Source organism: Frankia sp. CcI156 (assembly GCF_001983015.1).
Lineage (GTDB): Bacteria > Actinomycetota > Actinomycetes > Frankiales > Frankiaceae > Frankia > Frankia casuarinae.
Map to the genome: position 1 here is coordinate 1 of NZ_MOMD01000083.1, position 17816 is coordinate 17816.

16 protein-coding genes and 4 pseudogenes are annotated in these 17816 nt (G+C 68.6%); 13 read left to right on the forward strand and 7 right to left on the reverse strand.

The genetic code is table 11. The features are described 5' to 3' along the window. A pseudogene (locus tag CcI156_RS26025) lies at window positions 1-1131 on the forward strand (hypothetical protein); the annotation flags it as partial. Beyond that, complete coding sequence (locus CcI156_RS22115; RefSeq protein ID WP_139341572.1) at window positions 1104-1796, forward strand: hypothetical protein; 693 nt, start codon at window positions 1104-1106, stop codon at window positions 1794-1796. The pseudogene CcI156_RS26025 and the gene CcI156_RS22115, both read left to right, overlap by 28 nt. 19 nt (window positions 1797-1815) lie before the next feature. On the opposite strand, the gene CcI156_RS22120 is transcribed toward CcI156_RS22115, so the two are convergent. Then, window positions 1816-2007 carry a hypothetical protein gene (locus CcI156_RS22120; protein ID WP_063579753.1) on the reverse strand — a complete coding sequence of 64 codons (192 nt, stop codon included), beginning with the start codon at window positions 2005-2007 and terminating at the stop codon, window positions 1816-1818. 226 nt (window positions 2008-2233) lie between these two features. Between CcI156_RS22120 and CcI156_RS27455 the strand changes: the two genes are divergently transcribed. Further along, window positions 2234-2368, forward strand: a complete 135-nt coding sequence (locus CcI156_RS27455; RefSeq protein WP_255353906.1) for a hypothetical protein — start codon at window positions 2234-2236, stop codon at window positions 2366-2368. Between the two features lie 305 nt (window positions 2369-2673). On the opposite strand, the gene CcI156_RS27205 is transcribed toward CcI156_RS27455, so the two are convergent. The 5 genes and pseudogenes from CcI156_RS27205 to CcI156_RS22150 form a co-directional block, all read right to left on the reverse strand. Continuing rightward, entirely contained in the window at window positions 2674-3159 is a 486-nt protein-coding gene (locus CcI156_RS27205; RefSeq protein WP_023842014.1) for a transposase, read from the reverse strand. A gap of 64 nt (window positions 3160-3223) precedes the next feature. Then, window positions 3224-3610 (reverse strand): annotated as a pseudogene (locus tag CcI156_RS27935) (helix-turn-helix domain-containing protein); the annotation flags it as partial. Window positions 3611-4102: 492 nt separating this feature from the next. Further along, the gene (locus CcI156_RS22140; protein ID WP_076807989.1) at window positions 4103-6115 is read right to left on the reverse strand and encodes a hybrid sensor histidine kinase/response regulator; all 2013 of its coding nucleotides are present in this window, start codon (window positions 6113-6115) and stop codon (window positions 4103-4105) included. A gap of 65 nt (window positions 6116-6180) precedes the next feature. Next, window positions 6181-6684, reverse strand: a complete 504-nt coding sequence (locus CcI156_RS22145) for a response regulator (RefSeq protein WP_011436572.1) — start codon at window positions 6682-6684, stop codon at window positions 6181-6183. After that, window positions 6681-8399: an ATP-binding protein gene (locus CcI156_RS22150; RefSeq protein WP_076807991.1), complete on the reverse strand. Its 1719-nt coding sequence runs from the start codon at window positions 8397-8399 to the stop codon at window positions 6681-6683. Before CcI156_RS22150 ends, CcI156_RS22145 begins: the two co-directional genes overlap by 4 nt. Before the next feature lie 199 nt (window positions 8400-8598). Between CcI156_RS22150 and CcI156_RS22155 the strand changes: the two genes are divergently transcribed. The 6 genes and pseudogenes from CcI156_RS22155 (at window position 8599) to CcI156_RS26390 (ending at window position 12838) form a co-directional block, all read left to right on the forward strand. After that, entirely contained in the window at window positions 8599-9426 is an 828-nt protein-coding gene (locus CcI156_RS22155) for a phosphate/phosphite/phosphonate ABC transporter substrate-binding protein (protein ID WP_076807994.1), read from the forward strand. Further along, on the forward strand, window positions 9423-10184 hold the full coding sequence (phnC, locus tag CcI156_RS22160; RefSeq protein WP_076807996.1) for a phosphonate ABC transporter ATP-binding protein: 762 nt from the start codon (window positions 9423-9425) through the stop codon (window positions 10182-10184). Before CcI156_RS22155 ends, phnC begins: the two co-directional genes overlap by 4 nt. A 44-nt stretch (window positions 10185-10228) precedes the next feature. Further along, window positions 10229-11057, forward strand: a pseudogene (locus tag CcI156_RS27940) (PhnE/PtxC family ABC transporter permease); the annotation flags it as partial. Between the two features lie 47 nt (window positions 11058-11104). Beyond that, window positions 11105-11998: pseudogene (locus CcI156_RS27945) on the forward strand (alpha-D-ribose 1-methylphosphonate 5-triphosphate diphosphatase); the annotation flags it as partial. Beyond that, window positions 11995-12585, forward strand: coding sequence for an inositol monophosphatase family protein (locus CcI156_RS22175; protein ID WP_200875440.1), 591 nt, complete (start codon window positions 11995-11997; stop codon window positions 12583-12585). The pseudogene CcI156_RS27945 and the gene CcI156_RS22175, both read left to right, overlap by 4 nt. Next, window positions 12566-12838 carry an inositol monophosphatase family protein gene (locus tag CcI156_RS26390; RefSeq protein WP_198031058.1) on the forward strand — a complete coding sequence of 91 codons (273 nt, stop codon included), beginning with the start codon at window positions 12566-12568 and terminating at the stop codon, window positions 12836-12838. Before CcI156_RS22175 ends, CcI156_RS26390 begins: the two co-directional genes overlap by 20 nt. 169 nt (window positions 12839-13007) lie before the next feature. Here the strand turns inward: CcI156_RS26390 and CcI156_RS22180 are convergent, their stop codons facing one another. After that, complete coding sequence (locus tag CcI156_RS22180) at window positions 13008-13634, reverse strand: hypothetical protein (RefSeq protein WP_023842020.1); 627 nt, start codon at window positions 13632-13634, stop codon at window positions 13008-13010. 158 nt (window positions 13635-13792) lie between these two features. Between CcI156_RS22180 and CcI156_RS27515 the strand changes: the two genes are divergently transcribed. From CcI156_RS27515 to CcI156_RS22200, 4 genes are all read left to right on the forward strand, one after another. After that, window positions 13793-14074: a hypothetical protein gene (locus CcI156_RS27515; protein ID WP_023842021.1), complete on the forward strand. Its 282-nt coding sequence runs from the start codon at window positions 13793-13795 to the stop codon at window positions 14072-14074. Window positions 14075-14121: 47 nt separating this feature from the next. Beyond that, the gene (locus tag CcI156_RS27950) at window positions 14122-14445 is read left to right on the forward strand and encodes an isocitrate lyase/phosphoenolpyruvate mutase family protein (RefSeq protein WP_083718753.1); all 324 of its coding nucleotides are present in this window, start codon (window positions 14122-14124) and stop codon (window positions 14443-14445) included. A gap of 200 nt (window positions 14446-14645) precedes the next feature. Further along, window positions 14646-15623 carry a class I SAM-dependent methyltransferase gene (locus CcI156_RS22195; RefSeq protein ID WP_076808001.1) on the forward strand — a complete coding sequence of 326 codons (978 nt, stop codon included), beginning with the start codon at window positions 14646-14648 and terminating at the stop codon, window positions 15621-15623. A gap of 1068 nt (window positions 15624-16691) precedes the next feature. Then, a complete protein-coding gene (locus tag CcI156_RS22200; RefSeq protein WP_076808004.1) occupies window positions 16692-17519 on the forward strand; it encodes an SDR family NAD(P)-dependent oxidoreductase in 828 nt (275 codons plus the stop codon). The last annotated feature ends 297 nt before the right edge of the window (window positions 17520-17816 follow it).

The following is a 17816-nucleotide window of genomic DNA, read 5'->3' on the forward strand; positions in this document are numbered from 1 at the left end:
TTCGCGGTCGTCCGCGACCTGGTGAGCCCGGAGTTGTTCGCCTGCGCGGCCGACGCCGCGCGGGCGTGTGGCGGCCATTCCGAGAACGTGCTCAGGAAGGCGCTGAACGTCCTGACCGCGATCGTGATCCATACCGGTGGCAGCCTGAACGAGGTGACCACAGGCGACCTCCTCGCGTTCCAGTCAGCCACGGCGCCCAGCCGCGGCCGGACGCGTGACGGTTCCCACCTGGCCTGGCAGATGATGGTCGACCTGGGCGTCTTCCCACCGCACTCCACGCTGCACGCCGCCATGCGCACCGGCCCGCAGAGCACCGCCGAACTCGTGGACCGCCACGGCATCGCCGACCGGCAGATCCGCGAGTTGCTGATCCGCTACCTCGACGAGCGGCGTCCCGCGCTCGACTACAGCACCTTCCGCATGCTCGTCGGCCGTCTCGCCGGGGCGTTCTGGGCCGACCTCGAACGCCATCACCCCGGCATCGACACCCTCAATCTGCCACGCGAGGTCACGGATCCCTGGAAGGAACGGCTGCGTTTTCCCCAGAACGGCGGCAGCCGCCCGACCCGGCAACGACACATCGACACCCTGATCACGGTCCGCGCCTTCTACCTCGACATCGCCGAATGGGCACTGTCGGACCCTTCCTGGGCGCCTTGGGCGTTCCCCAGCCCGGTGCGCAAGAGCGACACCGCGGGAGTCGTCAAACAGCGCCGCGCCACAACGGCCTCGAACTCGGCGACTGCGGACGCCCCTACGGCACCCCCTGCATCCACGAACACGCCTGCGTCCGCTGCCCCATGCTCCGCGTCGACCCCCGCCAACGCACCCGCCTCGAACAGATCATCCGCAACCTCGGCGAACGCATCGAGGAAGCCAAAGCCAACGGCTGGCAGGGCGAAGTCGAGGGCCTCAAGACCAGCCTCGAAGCCGCACAGCGCAAGCTCGCCGGCCTGGACCGCGCAGCCCGCAACACCTCCAAACCAGCACCACTCGGAATGCCACCAATCCCACCCAAAATTTCAAGATCAAAATCCGGATAAGCGGGTGCCTGGGATATCCCGCGAGCTTGGTGGGTGCAGCTGGCCGAGGACGGGCGYCTGGTGGTGCCGCTGCGGATCCTCGGGCTGACTCGAACGGTCGTGTTCGAGCGGGCCGGAGCGGTTCTACGGAGCCGGTCGGTCGTGGAGGACGGGTTCATGCCGATGCGTGCTCTCGGTGCCGTTCGCGAGCAGAACATCCGGGTCGGTGCCGGCCCGGACCTGACAATTCGGCTCGATGACGATCGCCCGGTGGATGCCTCGGCGTTGCGGGGCGCGTTGGATCACCCTGTGGCGGCGTGCYGGACCGGGGTCGCCGTCCCGTGGGGCTGGACAGAGCATCTCGATTTCTGGCTGGCCACGCTGGAGGGCTTCTGCCGGCTCCTAGTGTCGCGGGCTGCGGTCGATGACGGCCGACTGATGGCGCCGAAGGGACCGTGGGGAAGCATGGGGATTGTTGAGGGCGGGACTCTGGCCTATCTCACGACGCGGCCGAGTCCTACCGGCGATGCGAAGATGCCCAGCTACGAGATCGGTGCCTGCGGCTACGGCCCGCGGGGCGGCGAGCTGGCGTCCYGGCTCGCCGAGCGGGTCCGCGACTGGGACCGTGACGGTGGGCAGGGCGTCCGGCTGTGGATCGAGGCATATCCGGCTGACGCCGTCCCTCCGGAGATGCCAGGTGTGCTGCTTGCGGTCGACAAGCGCGACAGTCGGGTTCTCGTCCGGGTGGCCGAGCAGGTACCCGCCGCGGTTTGACCGCCTCGGCCGGGCAGGGTCAGGACAAGAGCAGCAGGGCGTCCCAAGTCGTGCGCAGGTCCTCGGGCATGGGGCACCCGGCGTACTCGGCGAGAGCGAGCGCCGTTCCGGCAGCGCCAGTGAGGAAGYCGGGCCGGACGGTGGCCGCGTTCCCGGCGAGGTGGGCGAAGCCGAAACGGCGCGTGGGGTCGAACGCGCCGGAGGGGTGCACGGTGACAGCGTCTGGGTGACGGTCCGCTGAGGCCGCTGATGACGTCGTAGACGTGCCATGGAGTGCTCACCGGCCGATGGGTGAGGGCGGTGCGGTGGTACCCGGCGATGATCAGCGAAGCGGCCAGGCCAGCGCCGGCGTGGTACACGCCAGTGGGGTGGGCGCCTCGCGGGGTCTGGCGGGCTGCGTGGGTCCAGTGGTTCGCCGCGGCTGTGGCGAAATCAGGGTGGACGGCCGCCAGCCGGGCGTGCAGCAGTGCCGTCCCGGGCAGGCCGTCGGCGAGACTGGCCGCGGCCTCGGCCGGGAGAGCGGCCGTGACCGTCTCGGGGCGCAGGAGCCGTTCGGCGAGGGCGGTCAGTGATACCGGGCTCTGGACGCGGCGGGAACGATCTGCGATGAGTCGTTACTCTTTGCAGCTAGGCTGTGACAGCACCAGTCCAACTGTGACAGCCGGAAGTCACGTTGGTTGGCCAATCCGGCGCTTGCGGCTCCTGGACCCGGGCGGCGGTCAGGAAGCCGCCGACGACGACACGCCCAGGTCTGGACATCACGAGCGTCGGTCCTTCAGGACTGATGTGGCTATGCCAGAGACCGATGGCAGGCATACACAACACGCATAGACATCGTCACCTGGAGTCCTAGTGGGTGTCGCTGCAAGTTCGTCGGTTATGCGGCGAGGTTGAGGCGGCTGGCGGTCTTCAGCAGGTCCGCACGGGTGTACTTCCAGTCGAACCGGGTCGCGGTCTGGTTGTAGAGCGTTTGGAAGCCCATGACGCGGGCGGCGAGCGCGTCGAGGTCGGCGAAGTCGGCGAGGTCGCCACGCTCGATCGCCTTGCGCTGCAGGATCGAGAAGTACACCTCTACCTGGTTGAGCCAGGACGCGTGGACCGGCAGGTGGACCAGCGTCGCGGTCGGGTGGGCTGCGCGCATCCGGTCGATGGAGGCTTGGCCCCGGTGGGACGAGCCGTTGTCGACGATCCAGAACACCCGCCGCGCCGAGGCGTACGGCTCGCTGTTCATGACCTGGGCGGCGAGCCGGCCGAAAGGGACGATCCCGGTGGTGTCCTCGATCCGGCCGATGACCTGGGCGCGCTGGACGTCGTAGGCGGCGAAGTAGGCCACCGTCCCGCCGCGTTCGTACTCGAACTCCACCCGCGGACCGTGGCCGGCCCGAGCGGCGCCGGTCAGCCAACCCCGCCAGGCCCTCGCGGGCGAACCGGCCCCGCCACTTGCTGACGGTGTCCTCGCAGACATCAAGCTGAGCGGCGATCGCCGCGTTGCCCGCTCCACCGGCCGCCGCGAGCACGATCCTCGCGCGCAGCCAGGCACGGCGGAGCACGGTCGCCGACCGGACACGGCGGGCCAGCTCGGCGCGGACGTCGTCCGTCAGAATGATCGCGGTGGCACGGCGAGACACTCCCGATGTCCTAGCGGGCAGGTCACACCGGCCCACCGCCCCGGCCCCGCCCACAGGCAACCCGCCGACACCCCCGGCCACAATCAGGGCTGTGGCCGGTATCCCAGAATCGACGAAGATCTCCCTGCGGCAGCGGCTGGTCGAGCACGCCACCGGCAGGTGGCCCAGGATCACCGCGCTGTCCACCCGCTACCGCGGCCCGTTCGTCTACGTCACCGCGACCGATCCCGACGGCGACGCCCAGCCACTGTGCCGGCTGCGCTACGTCGGCTACGCCAACAACTGGGGCTTCGCCATCTGGCGAGCCAGCCACAACGACTACGCCGACTCCATACTGGCCGACGGATCCCCGACCGGCACCGCCGAAGCCGCCCTCGACCTTGCCGCCGGCCTCTACCTACCCGCCACCGCCGATAACCGACGAACTAACGGCGACGCCCACTATCTGGGGCTTCGGGAGATCCGCCTGCCCGCCACGATCTGGGATCAGATCCTCGCCGCGATTCGGTCCCGTGCGGTCACGGCCTCGACCGGTGACAGCGCGGGCTCAGATCTGCAAGGGCTGCGACGGGCACGGGGTCCGGGTCACCGTCCACGCCACGGTCCTCGGCCACCCGGAAAAGTTGATCTCGTGCTGCCCGTGGTGCGCCGGCACGGCCGCACCATCTGCACCGCCGGTCAGCGTGGGTGCAGGGTTCGTTCCAGGCTGTCGAGAAGGGCGCGGGCGGTGAACGGCTTCTGGAGGTGGGCGACGCCGGGCGGGAAGCCGGCCACGGACTTCTCGGCGCCGGCGGCGTAGCCCGACATCAGCATGACCGGCAGCTCGGGGCGGGTCCGACGGAACTGTTCGATGAGCTGGTAGCCCGTCATGCCGGGCATGATCGCGTCGGTGAGCAGGGCGTCGATCCGCGWCGTCCCGGGACCGAACCGGTCGAGGGCCTCGGCCGGGGAACCCGCCTCGTGGACGAGGTAGCCGGACCGTACGAGGATGCGCGTGGTGACGGCGCGCACGGCCGCGTCGTCCTCGACGACGAGGATCGTCTTCCCCTGCCCGCGGGTGGCGTCGTCCCGGGTGGTGTCGTCCCGGGTGGTGTCGACGGGAGCGGGCCCGCTCCTCGCCGTGGCGGGCAGCAGGATCCGGATGGTCGTCCCCTTCCCGACCTCGGACTCGATGTCGACCTCGCCGCCGGCCGCCTTGACCACCCCGTAGACGGTGGCGAGGCCGAGTCCCGTCCCCTCACCGGGTCCCTTGGTGGTGAAGAAGGGTTCGACGGCGCGACGGATCACCTCCGGGCTCATGCCGCACCCGGTGTCGGCGACCGCCAGGCAGGCCCAGCCGCGCTTCGGGCGTTCTTCCGGCGACGGCCGCCCGTGCGCGGCCGGGCGGTCCGCGGGAGACGGGCCCCGGTCCCGGTCCAGGTTCGCCGTGCTGAGGGTGAGGCGGCCGCCGTCGGGCATGGCCGCACGGGAGTTGACGACCAGGTTCATCACCACCTGTTGGATCTTGCTCGGGTCGATCGTGACGGGGTGGAGATCGGGATCGAGGAGGGTGACGATCTCGATGTCCTCGCCGATGGTGCGTCGCAGCAGGTTCCGCGTCCCCTCGACCACCGCGTTGAGGTCGAGGGTCTCCGGCTTCGACGACTCCTGCCGGCTGAAGGTGAGCAGTTGACGGGTCAGTCCGGCGGCCTGGTCGGCGGCACGGCTGATCTCGTCCATGTCGGCCCGGCACGGGTCGTCGTCGGGAAGGGTGTCGAGGACGATCTCCGCATAGCCGGTGATCACGCCGAGCAGGTTGTTGAAGTCGTGCGCCACGCCGCCCGCGAGCCGGCCGAGGGACTCCAGCCGCTCGGTCTGATCCAGCTGGCGTCGCAGCCGCTCCCGTTCCTCGTCGGCATGGACCTGCTCGGTCACGTCACGCAGGATGCCCTGCACCGCGACGAGGTGGCCCTGGTCGTCGTGGACGCCGACCACGCGTTGCTCCGTCCAGACCTCGACGCCCTCTCGCGGGTGCCAACGGACCCGCAGCGGTTCGGGGTTCGCCGTGCGCCACGAGCCCTTGAGGGTGGGCCGGTCCTCCTCGTCGACCAGCGAGAACAGGGTGTCGGGGCGGCCGCACAGGTCCTCGGGCGGGTAGCCGGTGATCATCCTGATCGCCGGGCTGACGTACTCGACCTCGGCCCGCGGGCACAGCCGGCAGCGGAAGAGGACGTCCGTCGCCTGCTCGGCGAGCAGCCGGAACCGCTCCTCGCTGCGTCGTAGGGCGGCCTCGGCCTGCCGTCGTCTCTGCCGGTCGTCGGCCTCCCGCAGTTCGCGCTGCACCGCGGGGACGAGTCGGCTCATGCGATCCTTGAGCAGGAAGTCGTGCGCGCCGGCCCGCATGAGTGCCGCCGCCGTCTCCTCGCCGACCTGGCCGGAGACGACGATGAACGGGATATCGAGGCCGCTGGCGCGCAGCTGCATCAGGGCCGCCTCGGCGCCGAACGCCGGCATGTGGTAATCGCAGATCACCAGGTCCGGAGGCCGGGTACGGAGAACCGACGCGGCCGCCTCGGAGTCCTCCACCCGATCGGAGGTCACCTCGAAACCGCCGCGTCGCAGTCGTTCGATGACGAGCACGGCATCGTCGTCGCTGTCCTCGATCATGAGGACGTGAATGCGTGGCATCATGCGCACCTGTCTCGCCGTCATCTAGCCGGCCGTCACCCAGCCCGCCACCACCTACATCTCCGGCCGCCGCTCAGCCAGCTGCCGCTTCACCCTTCCGCGGCGGGTGAGGCATCGGCATTGGCACCGGAATCGGCATCGCTCTGGGTGTTCTGGGTGGACTGCCGGTTGAGCAGCAGCCAGTACATTCCCGCCGTCCGCACCGCCTCGGTGAACTGGCCGAAGTCGACCGGTTTGACGATGTAGCTGTTGACGCCGAGATCGTAGCTGGCCACGATGTCCCGTTCCTCGTGGGAGGAAGTCAGCATCACCACCGGCACGGTCCGAAGGGCCGGGTCGCCTTTCAGTCGTTGCAGGACCTCCAGGCCGTCGACCTTCGGCAGCTTGAGATCGAGTAGAACGACCTTCGGATCCCTGTCCGGCGACCGGTCGGCGTAGGGGCCGGTACGGAAGAGGAAGGCGAGCGCCTCGGCTCCGTCCCGGAGAACCTCGATCGAAGCCATGATGTTCTTTGTATGCAGCGCGTGCAGGGTAAGTTCGATATCGTCGGGATCATCCTCCACCAGCAGAATGTTCGGTCTTTCGATGTTCACGCCGATACCTCCTCGCTCAGAGTGAAGAAGAAGGTCGCGCCTTTCCCCTGCGCCGCCTCCGCCCAGATCCGCCCGCCATGGCGGGCGATGACGCGCTGGCACAGCGCGAGACCGACACCCGTTCCCTCGAACTGTTCCGAGCGGTGCAGCCGCTGGAACACCCCGAACAGCTTGTCCGCATACCGCGGATCGAAACCGGCCCCGTTGTCGGCGACGTAGAAGACCACCCGCCCGTTCTCGCGGCGGCTGCCGATCTCGATGCGGGCGGGGTCACGGCCCCGGGTGAACTTGACCGCGTTCGACAGCAGGTTGGTGTAGACCACCTTGAGCAGCACCGGGTCGGCCACCCCACGGGGAAGATCCCCGACGGTGATCCGCACCGGGCGGCCGGCGCGGTCGCCCTCTTGCTCCGCCAGCACCGCGGACACGATCGCCGCCGGGTCCACCTCCCGCTTACTMATGGGCTGCCTGCCCAGGCGGGAGAAGGCGAGCAGGTCGTCGATCAACGCGCCCATCCGGTCGGAGCTGCGTTGCACCCGGTCGAGATAGCCGCGGGCCTGCTCGGGCATGTCCTCGGCGTACTCGTCCATCAGGATTCGGGAGAAACCGCTCATCGACCGCAGTGGCGCCCGCAGGTCGTGGGAGACGCTGTAGGTGAAACTGCCGAGCTCGTCGATGGCCTCGTGCATCCGCTTGTTGGCCTCGACGAGGCGCGTGTTCGCCTCCGCCAACCGGGCGTTCGTCCCCGCCAACCGCTCGTTGGCCGCGGCCAGATCGGCGGAGACGCGCAGTCTTTCGGCATCGGCATGATCCAGCCGCCGGCAGATCCCGACGGTGACCGCCAGCAGCATGACCACGGTATAGGAGACCACCAGGGCACCCCGGAACGCGACGCCGTAGAACCCGAGCCGCCACAGCGCCACCGCGGTCGTCCCGACAAGGACCGGGACGATGACCGTGGCCGGCAGCAACTGGCGGGCGACGCCCCCGCCGGCCCCGGAACTCGCCAGGATCGCCAGCGGGGTATAACCCAACCGCGCCAGCGTCGCTCCGACCGACAGCACCAGCGTGGCGACCGCCGCCGGGACGGCGACCCTCGTGTAACCGGAAGTGAAATCGACCCCGTACAGATAGCTCAGCAGCACCGTAAAGGAGATGAACCCCGCGACGCAGACCAGGGCCTGGGCCACGTACCTTCCTCGCCACCGGCGGGTATCGAACAGTAGCAGGGCGAGCGACAACAGCGCCAGAATGGCCGCGCCGAAAGGCACGATCCGCCCCGGATGAGACTGCGAGGCTGTGGCCTGGTCGATGAAGAGAAGTTCGTCTATGCCGAAATTCCGATCCACGGCCGACTCGACGAGAGAGAGTCCGGAGATCGCCAGTGCAAGGGCGGCGGCCCCCTGTCCCGCCGCCCGGACGGCGGTTCGCCGCCGGCCGAGTCGGCTCCACAGCGAGAACCCGAGCAGCAGACCGCAGACGGCTCCGTTTGGTTTCGTCGACGGCCAGACGGGTTTGATGCTCGTGAGCACGTGGTTGTCCAGGGTCCAACCGAGTAGCGTGACCGCGGCCATCACGATCGTGAACACGGCGGCCCAGGATGCGACGGTCTCAAGTCGCGACGCGTGCGCACCGTCGCCGGCGGGCCAGGCCGGTGTCCCGCTGCCCGCACCCACCCGCACCGGCTTGGCCGGTCCGCGACCCTCTGGGTTCATGGCTCTCCTAGCGCCCGAACACGATCGAAAGATTCGCTCTTCGTGAGAGGTCATGACCGTTGCGTGATACCCGCGATCGCCGCCCTCACGCCGCCATCCACCAGCGACCACCTCCCCGGGGAGGTCTTGGGAACGGTGGATCGCCCCGCTGGGCGAGGTCGGGTAGAGCGCCCAGCCGAGGAGACGCCGGCTGACTGACATGATCAGCGGGCCGGTGGTCGGGGGCAGGTCCGCCAAACTTCAGGAGGACTACCAGTCCTCGATCGATTTGCTGCGGAAGGAAACCGGGAAGACGATCCGGTTCCAGCGGGCAACCGACTACGCCGCCGTCATCGAGGGGCAGCGCAGCGGCAAGGTCGATATCGCGCTGTACGGGGCACTGTCCTATCTGGTCGCCCGCACCTCCGGAGTGCGGGCGACGGCGGTCGCCGCGGCGCTCGCGGAGAAAGGTGGTTCGCCGGGCTATCGCTCCTACGGCGTGGTGAAGACCGGTTCGYCGATTCACGACCTCGCGGGTTTCAAGGGTAAGAAGGTCTGCCTCGTCGACCCGAACTCGACCTCGGGCTACCTCTATCCGCGGGCTGGGCTGATCGACGCCGGGGTGAACCCCGACAGCGAGATCACCGCGGTGCTGGCCGGCACGCACGATGCGTCGGCGCTCGGCGTGGCCAAGGGGCAGTGCGACGCCGGGTTCGCCTACGACGCGATGGTCGACAAGAAGCTGATCGAGAAGGGTCAGCTCAAGGCCGGCGAGCTGACCACGGTGTGGAAGTCCGACCTCATCCCCGGATCACCGATCGCGATCAGTGACGACCTCGATCCCGCGCTCAAGGACAAGATCGCCAAAGTGATCCAGGAGCAYATGAACATCGACTACCTCGAGTCCCATGGGTTCTGCACACCCGGTAAGTGCATGGTCGACGAGTCCGGCGACTGGGGTTTCGTCAAGGTCGCCGACACCTTCTTCGACCCGGTGCGGCACGTCTGCGAGGTCACGAAGGCCAAGAGCTGCACGGCGGCGGAGTGAGCGCCGTCCGCTTCGAGGGGGTGACCAAGCGGTTCGRCCAGACGCTCGCCCTCGACGAGGTGTCGTTCACCGTCGAGCCCGGCGAGGTGGTCGTCCTGCTGGGGCTGTCCGGTTCGGGCAAGTCGACGCTCCTGCGGCACGTCGACGGCCTGCATGGGGCAAGCGCGGGCCGGGTCATCGCGCTCGGCACGGACGTCGGCCAGGCGCGGGGCGCGCGGTTGCGGGAGCTGCGTCGCCGGATCAGCTTCGTGTTCCAGCAGTTTCACCTGGTCGACAGCCTCTCGGTGCTGGAGAACGTGTGCACCGGCGCGCTCGGCAGGCTGCGTGGCCTGCGGCTGGGTCTGGTCACCTATCCGCGGGCGGTGCGACTCGAGGCGCTGGAGCACTTGGAACGGGTCGGGCTCGCGTCACAGGCGTTCCAGCGCGCGGACACGCTGTCGGGCGGGCAGCAGCAGCGGGTCGCGGTCGCGYGGGCACTCATGCAACGCCCGGAGATCCTGCTCGCGGACGAGCCGGTTGCCTCCCTGGACCCGGAGTCCTCGGCGCAGGTGATGGGCCTGATCCGCGAAATCGCGAGCGAACGGAACCTGACCGTGCTGTGCAGCCTGCACCAGGTCGAGCTGGCGCTGTCGTGGGCCGACCGGATCGTCGGGTTGCGCTCGGGCCAGGTCGTGCTGGACAAGGCTGCGGGCGACCTTGACCACCAGCAGGCCGTTGCCATGATCTACCGAGCCGGCCCGCTGCGGGCCATCGCGTGACGGGGCGAACCCTCGCCCGGCCCAGGACCGATTCGGTCCTGGGCATGGCCGCGCTGCTGGGGCTGCTCGGCCTGGCCGGGTGGGCCTTCGCCGCGCTGTCGATCAACGTCGCGACGCTGATCGACAGCGGGCGGAACGCGGCCGACTTCGCCGCCCGGATGCTCCCCCTGGACTTCCCCACCGCGGGGGAGCTGCTGCGCCTGACCGGCCAGACCATGTCGATCGTCATCTGCGCCACGCTGCTGTCGGTGGTGCTCAGCACGGGGCTTGCGGTCTTGGCTGCCGGGAACACGGCGCCGCACCGCGGTGCACGGTTCGGCGCGCGGACAGTGATCGTCGCGGCCCGCGCGGTGCCGGACGTGGTGCTGGCGACCGTGTTCTTTCGGCTGTTCGGGTTCGGCGCGCTGGCCGGGGTTCTCGCGATGGGACTGCATTCGGTCGGCATGGTCGGCAAGCTCTACGCCGACGCGGTCGAGCAGATCGACGAGGGCCCGCGTGAGGCCATGCGCGCGGGCGGCGCGGGCCGTGGGAGCTGGTGGCCGGCGTGCTGCCGCAGGTGCTGCCCGCGTTCGTGGCGACCGCGCTGCACCGGCTGGACATCAACCTGCGGGTCTCGGTCGTCCTCGGCTTCGTGGGTATCGACGGGCTCGGCCGCGCCATCGCGACCGGCTGCTGATCGTGTGTGTGCGGGGCATCCCCGATCTGGTGCTGGCGATCGTGTTCGTGGTGATCACCGGGCTCGGTGCGGTCGCCGGGGTGCTCGCGCTGGGCGTCGGTGCTGTCGGGCTGCTCGGCAAGCTCGTCGCGGACTCCGTGGAAGAGGTCGACCCGGGTGTCGAGGACGCGCTGCGCGCCACGGGATCGAGAACGAGCAGCTGCCCCGACCGGGCGCCGAGCTGCCGATCGAGTTCGCGCTGCTGTCCTTCGAGGGCAAGCTGCGGGCCGCGGGCGTGACGACCGTGTTCCACGGCATCTCCTTCGAGGACACCCACCACGACATCCCGCGCAGCGTGGGCCAGGCGGAGAAGACGTGCGAGGCGATCGATGCTTATACCGGCGGGCTCGTCGACCACCGGATCCTGTACCGGCTCGACGTGCGCAGCCCGGAAGCGCTGTCCGCGCTGGCGCGGCGGTTGGACCAGGTTCCCGACGGCGCCCTGGTCTCCCACGAGGACCACACCCCGGGCCAGGGCCAGTACGCCGTCCGCGAGCACTACGAGCGCTATTTGATGGGCAGCCGCGGCATGTCCGACGCGGAGGCTCGCGAGCATGTCGACCAGCTCATCGCCGACCGGGACGGCAGGCTCGACATCCGCGAGGAGGCCCTGGTCTGGCTCGCCGCGCGCTCGGCGCGAATCCGGCTGCTCGGGCACGATCCCAGCTCGGCCGCCGAGATCGCCGAGCTGCGGGACCGCGGCTGCGCGGTCGCCGAGTTCCCCACCACGATCGAAGCGGCGGAAGCCGCCCGCGCCCACGGACTTCCCGTCGTCATAGGCGCCCCGAACATCCTGCGGGGACGTTCCCACAACGGCAACGCCTCCGGCCGTGACCTGGTCGGCCGCGGCCTGGTGACCGCGCTGGTGTCGGACTACCTGCCCTCCGGTCTGCTCGCGGCCGCCATGCTGCTCGCCGAGCAGGGGCTCGCCACCCTGCCGGCCGCCATCGGCCTGGTGACCGCCGGGCCGGCCGAGGTCGCCGGACTTCCCGACCGCGGTCGGCTCGAGCCGGGGCTGCGCGCTGACTTTGTGCTGGTCGAGCCGCGCCGCCCGTGGCCGGTGGTGCGGTCCGTGTTGTCATCCTGGGGTGTCTGGTGACAATCGGGGGTGCGGCGGTGACCCGGTGGCCGGTTCCCGAGCCGGAGATTCCGGCCGGGACGGATCCCGCGCTGGCCGCAGCCGCCCGCGCGGCGGTGGGCGCCTTTCGCGATGCGCGCGAGCGGTATACGCGCGCGGAGCTCGCCGAGAAGGTCGGCATGGGCGCCGACGGCACCCTCACCACGCGTCTGGACCTGCTGGTCGACACCGCCGTGGCGGAGGTGGTGAACGCCCAGCGGGTCAACCTGATCAGCGAGGAGATCGGTGTCATCGACAACGGTTCGGCGGTCACGCTCGTGGTCGATCCGGTCGACGGCACCGCCAACGCGGTCGCGGAGGTGCCGTTGTCGGCCTTCTCCGGCGTGGTCGCCGTCGACGGCAGGGCGACCGAGGCCCTCACCGTACGTATGGTTGGACACCGGCCGCGGCTGGCATGCGAAAGTCGGCCTCCCGTCGCCCTACTGGACAACAGGCCGGCGCGCACTCGACGGCGCCGCGGTCAGCCTCCTGCGGCCGCAGGCCAAGAACGAGGCGGCGTGGCTGCGGGTAAGCCGCCGGGCCGCGCGGGTGCGCATCCTGTCCAGTAGCTGCCTGGAGGCCGCCCTCGTGGCGCAGGGCTCCACGGACGCCTTCGCGGACGCCGGCTCGGACACGCACCGCATCATGGACATCGCCGCCGCGTCCGTGCTGGTCCCGGCGGCGGGCGGCGCGGTGATCGACGCCTTCGGCCGCCCGGTCGAGATCGTCCCCGACCTCAGCCGCCGATGGTCCGGCGTGATCGCGGCGACCCCGGAGCTGGCGCACCAGCTCGCGGACGAGATYAGCGGCTCTTCCTACTGATCCGTTCGCGTTACCCGGCCTTTTCCCGGGGAACGGCGCGTCGCCGCCGCTGGTTGCCTGCGCCGGCATGATGGTGAGCCGGACAGCAGGTGACGCACGACAACAGCCCGCCGGCGCATGCGCATACGACCGGACCGTGTTCGGCGACGAGCCGATCAGCCGGTGATGCTCAAGAAACTCCTTGACCGGCCCGATTGGCAGACGGTCCTCCGTCCACTGCGACGCTCCTCGTCGTCGGCGGCGACCAGCTCGCCGCCGGGGGTGCGGCCGCTCCTTGCGGATGATGACCCGTATCCCCGGCGGCCAGCGTCCACACCCGTTTCTGGACCACCAGCCGCCGGGAGATCGCCGGCAGGGTCTTCTCCACGCCGTCGACCGGATCGAGCCGATCGCGGCCATGTACGCCGCGGGGGCAGAAGCCGCTGTCGCCGGTCATCACCCGGACCAGATGGCCTGGAACGGGACAGCGCGGCCACCGGCTCGGCCCGGTCGATCCGGTCATGGTCGCTCCCAACGCCGTCACCATCCTCGCAGCCTGCCGGTTCAACAGGTCCGTGCCGCAATGGTCTTCGTTGATCTCCTGGTCGCCGATCAACACGTTGCTCTCATAGGACCTGTTGACCAAGTTCCTCTCGTTCCCAGCGCACCCGCCGGAACCCGTCAAGCGGCCCAGATCGATGATCGTAAACTTGATCGAATTTTGATTACTGCAAGCGTTTTCTAGGTCGCACCCACTTTGGATCATGGGGAAGCGTGATCCGATGCGCACGATCGGGTGAGGCGGAGTCGCGGCCATGTGCCTGTAGCCTGCAGATTCAGGGAAGCCTCGCGTGTGTGGCGACCATTACCTCCAGGGATGCGGACGGCGAAGTAGACTTAAGGCCGATTAAGATCGGTATGCGCTTGCATACCGATGGCGGCATCCGCGCAGGAGGCAGGAGGCAGGAGGCAGCGGTGGCAGACGGCCAGCACCAGCCCGGCGGGGAGCGGACGTCGACTGACGTCAACCCTAAGGTTGTGGTCGCGGCGTTGCGAAGGGATCCGGCGATCCGGTTGCGGGTCCTTGTTCATCACGAGACGACCACCAGGTTGCTGGCACCACTGCGCGAGCTGTGCCGGGTGGCCGTCGACGACGGTGAGACCACTGTCGTCAACGCGATCAGCAGCGTGGGAGCGCACCGGCTCGACCTCTCATCGCGGGCTGTGACATCGGGTTCGGTGATATCAACAATCTGATCCACCTCGTCCGCGAGTACGAGCACGCAGGTGTTTACGCTGTGTGAATTGAGGACAAGGCATTCCCTAAGAGGAACAGTTTCCCGCCCGGTCAGGAGCTCGCCGACGCAAACGAGTTCGTCACTAAAATTATGATGGTGAAGGATGTTCTCCAGGGCAAGGGCTTCATGTTGATCGCCCGGGTGGACTCCCCGATCGCGGGAACCGGCGAGGAGGACGCGATCTGGCGGGCCACTCTGTACCGGTGGTCCGGTGCTGAATCTTGCGCGTCGTTTTCGCGGCGGTGGATGCCGCTCTCCCCAGSATTCTCGAGTCCGGTTCCGCCGCCATCGAGTCGCGGCTCGCCTCAGTCGCCCAGGTGCTCGAGATGATTGGAAACGGCAAAGTGACCGCCGCTGACATCGCCTTCGCCGAGGAGGTGAAGCGCCGGCGCGCAGGGTAGGTCCATGAGCAATGCCGCCGGTGGCCTGACAGGCGGTTTTACTCGCCGTAACCAGCGCCGCCCGAGTGCGGGCACTCAGGCTGGTCAACCCCATGACGACAGTGTGTGTTGACGATCGAAGGAAGGGCCATGGAGAACGTGTCTGACAATGCCAACGATCGTGCGGACGCCGAACTGCGACGCCGCTTGGAGGAGGACGTACACGCGGCGGCCATGCACGACGGGCTCGACGTCCCKCCCTCCACCTGGCACGGTTTGGAGGTGGCAAGGCGGGCCCGGGGCCCGATGACGAGCTGGGAGTACAACCGCGCGCGGCTGGCCGACACACTCGACGCGGTGGCAAGTCACATTCCCAGCCTTGATCGGGCCATACTGGACTGGGCCGTGGCCGCCAAACTCCCTGGCCAGTCGTTCTTCGACGCCTGGGAGCGGGACGGCTACCAACTGCCCGGGTTGCGGCAACACTCCAAGCTGCTAGAAGCGTGCATCACGGCCGCAAACCCTCAGCCAGCGGACGTCGYCCTAGATCTCGGTTGCGGCGACGGCGCGCTCGTGGCCAGGCTCCCGCTCGTCGCGCGTCTGGACCTGCTCGACAGCAGCGTGCGGATGCTCGAGCGCGTCCCACTGAGCCGGCCGGGCAGGAAGGAGACCCGACTGGTCCACGCCGATTACCTCGACTACAGACCGGACACACGGTACGATGCGATCATCGCGGTCATGTCGTTGCATCACGTCGACCACGACCAGATTTCTCGGGCCCTGGAAAAATGCTACCGGGAGCTTTTCCCTGGTGGCCGCCTGGTCCTTGGCGAGACATTTCTCGACACCTCGGCACTATCGAGCCAGAACGACATCGACGATGTCTGCGACGTCTACTATCGGAAGATAGTCAATGCTGCGGAGCAGAACTGTTACCGCCATGCGCTCAAGGACGCACAGATACTCGACCGGATCCTTCGGCGCTCCGGGGAGTACATGCGGACTCGGGAGCAGTGGAGAAGGTTGCTGACACGGGCGGGATTCTCGGTGAAAGCCAGCCGGACGACTTCACCCGAGATCCGCTACGGCTACCTGCTGGCCGTTCGTCCTCCCGAGGACGACCAGTAAGTCGGCCGGTCGTGAAGCATCTGCGCCCGGGGTAGGTCCATGAGCAACACCGCCGGCGGTCTGACACCGGGTGTTCACCCGCTGAACCAGCGCCACCCGAGTTCCTGGCACTCTAGCTTGGACGGCGCGGAATCAATGGGCCGGAATGATATGAGGAATCGTTATGGAAGAGAGTGCCGTGAACAAATCTGAGGCTGAATCTGATGCGGAAGCCCTGGCACGGGCCTACGAGAAATCGCGATCCGCTGTTCCGCTTCATCCGCGGCGGGAAGCCCTGGTCGGCGGCCATGCGGTCCGCATTGGGCGTGTGTTCAGCGACACACGTCCGGTTTCCGTAAGCGCTTGCAGTAGAGTTGCCATGCGAGCTCGGTCGCTGGGATCTAGTTCGCCTGAGGGGTTGGCCGGGGTTCCGGCGGCCCCAGGGCTCTTGCAAGGATGCGATTCGGTCGGTTTAGCCAGCTCTGTCGGTTTCGGGTGATCGGTCCTGGTAGAGCGGTATGGGGGACCGCGGGCACGGCTGGACCACGTGTCGCGGACACGAAAGCAGGCACGCCGCTTGTAGATCACGGAGATGTCTTATGTCCTCGTGGTCTGGAGTGCGGCGTGCCTGTGGGCGCATTGTCGCGCGCCGCGGCCGGCGCGGCCGAGCTGATCGAACGCGACGGCCGCACCTGGCATGAGGAGGACTCCGAGTGAGACACCCTCTGTCAACCCTCAGGCGGCCCGGTTCGAGCGCGTGGGCGCGGCAGACAGACCGGCTACACCCACAACACGATCGCGCGGGGTCGCTGGCCGCCCATCCCTGACTCGCCATCAGTCCCCGGCGTAGCCACCGGGACCCGCCGCCGGGACCCGCCACCCGGTCAGCCCGCCTGGCGACCGGGATCACCGTGCCCGGAGCCTACGTCAAGTTCCACCGCCTTCTGCAAGGGCTTACACTCAAGCTGGCGGTAGGCGTTTACGGAACCCTCGGTGGCCACCGCCACACCTGCTCGACTCGGGAGGTCCCTCTTTGTCCGCCACGCCCCAGCGCTCCCCAAGCCCTCGGTCCGCTCCCCGAGGAGACGCATGACCTCCGCAGGTGCGCTCGACGGCAAGGTGGCCGTCGTCACCAGTTCCAGCAAGGGGATTGGCCGTGCGTTGGCGACCGGCCTCGGTCAGGCCGGCGCAAACGTGGTCGTCAACTACAAGAACGACCGCGCGGGCGCCGAGCAGACGTGCCGGCGTATACAGGAGGCAGGCGGCATCGCCGTGGCGGTCGGCGCTGACGTAGGCGTCCCCGAGGACGCGCAGCGGTTGATCGACACGGCCCATTGCGAGCTTGGCAGCATCGATGTGCTCGTCAACAACGTCGCGCATGTCCGTCTTGGCCCGGCACAAGCGACGACTCTCGAGGACTGGGGCGACGCCATCAGCACCAACCTTCGGGGCGCCTTCCTGACGACCATAACCGCGGTGGCCGCAATGGGGGAGCGGGGTGGATCTATCATCAACATCTCAACCTGTGCCGACACCCTGATGCTCCGATACCACGCCGTCTACACCGCATCAAAGGGCAGCCTGGAGGCGATGACACGCCACCTCGCCCTGAGGCTCGCGCCGCGTGTGCGCGTCAACGCCATCGCGCCCACGGCCACGCGTATGGAGCGCAACTGGCAGGACAACCCCGACTTCGATCGAAGCTGGAGCGCCGTCATTCCGCTGGGCCRCATGGCGACGCCCGAGGACTACATCGGCCCGCTGGTGTTCCTGGCGTCGGACGCCTCGTCGTTCGTCACCGGGGAGATCCTCCACGTCGACGGGGGCTGGACACTCCAGGGCCCTGCSCCGGACATGCGGCACTACGACTTCGAGACGGACCGGCATCGCGGGCGAGGAGGCCCTGACAGATCTTGAACTGCTGCTTGCGGCGTTCCGCGAGTCCATCGTCTCGCGCGGGCTGCGGATCGCCGCGCTGGGGCTGCTACGGGCCCCACTCTCCTACATAGCCATCGACAAGGAGCCATCCGCGACGGCACCGCATAACGACGAGCGCGCCATAAGAAGGTGTTTGAGATCGTCGGTTGGACGATGGGACCGCGGGCGGCATAAGCCGGCGGAGTTATGTTGTTCCGCTCGCGGGGCGGCACGTCGTGTCACGGATCTCGATGCTCACGGGCAGCACGACCACTTCCGAGGCGTCCAGGTTCTGGG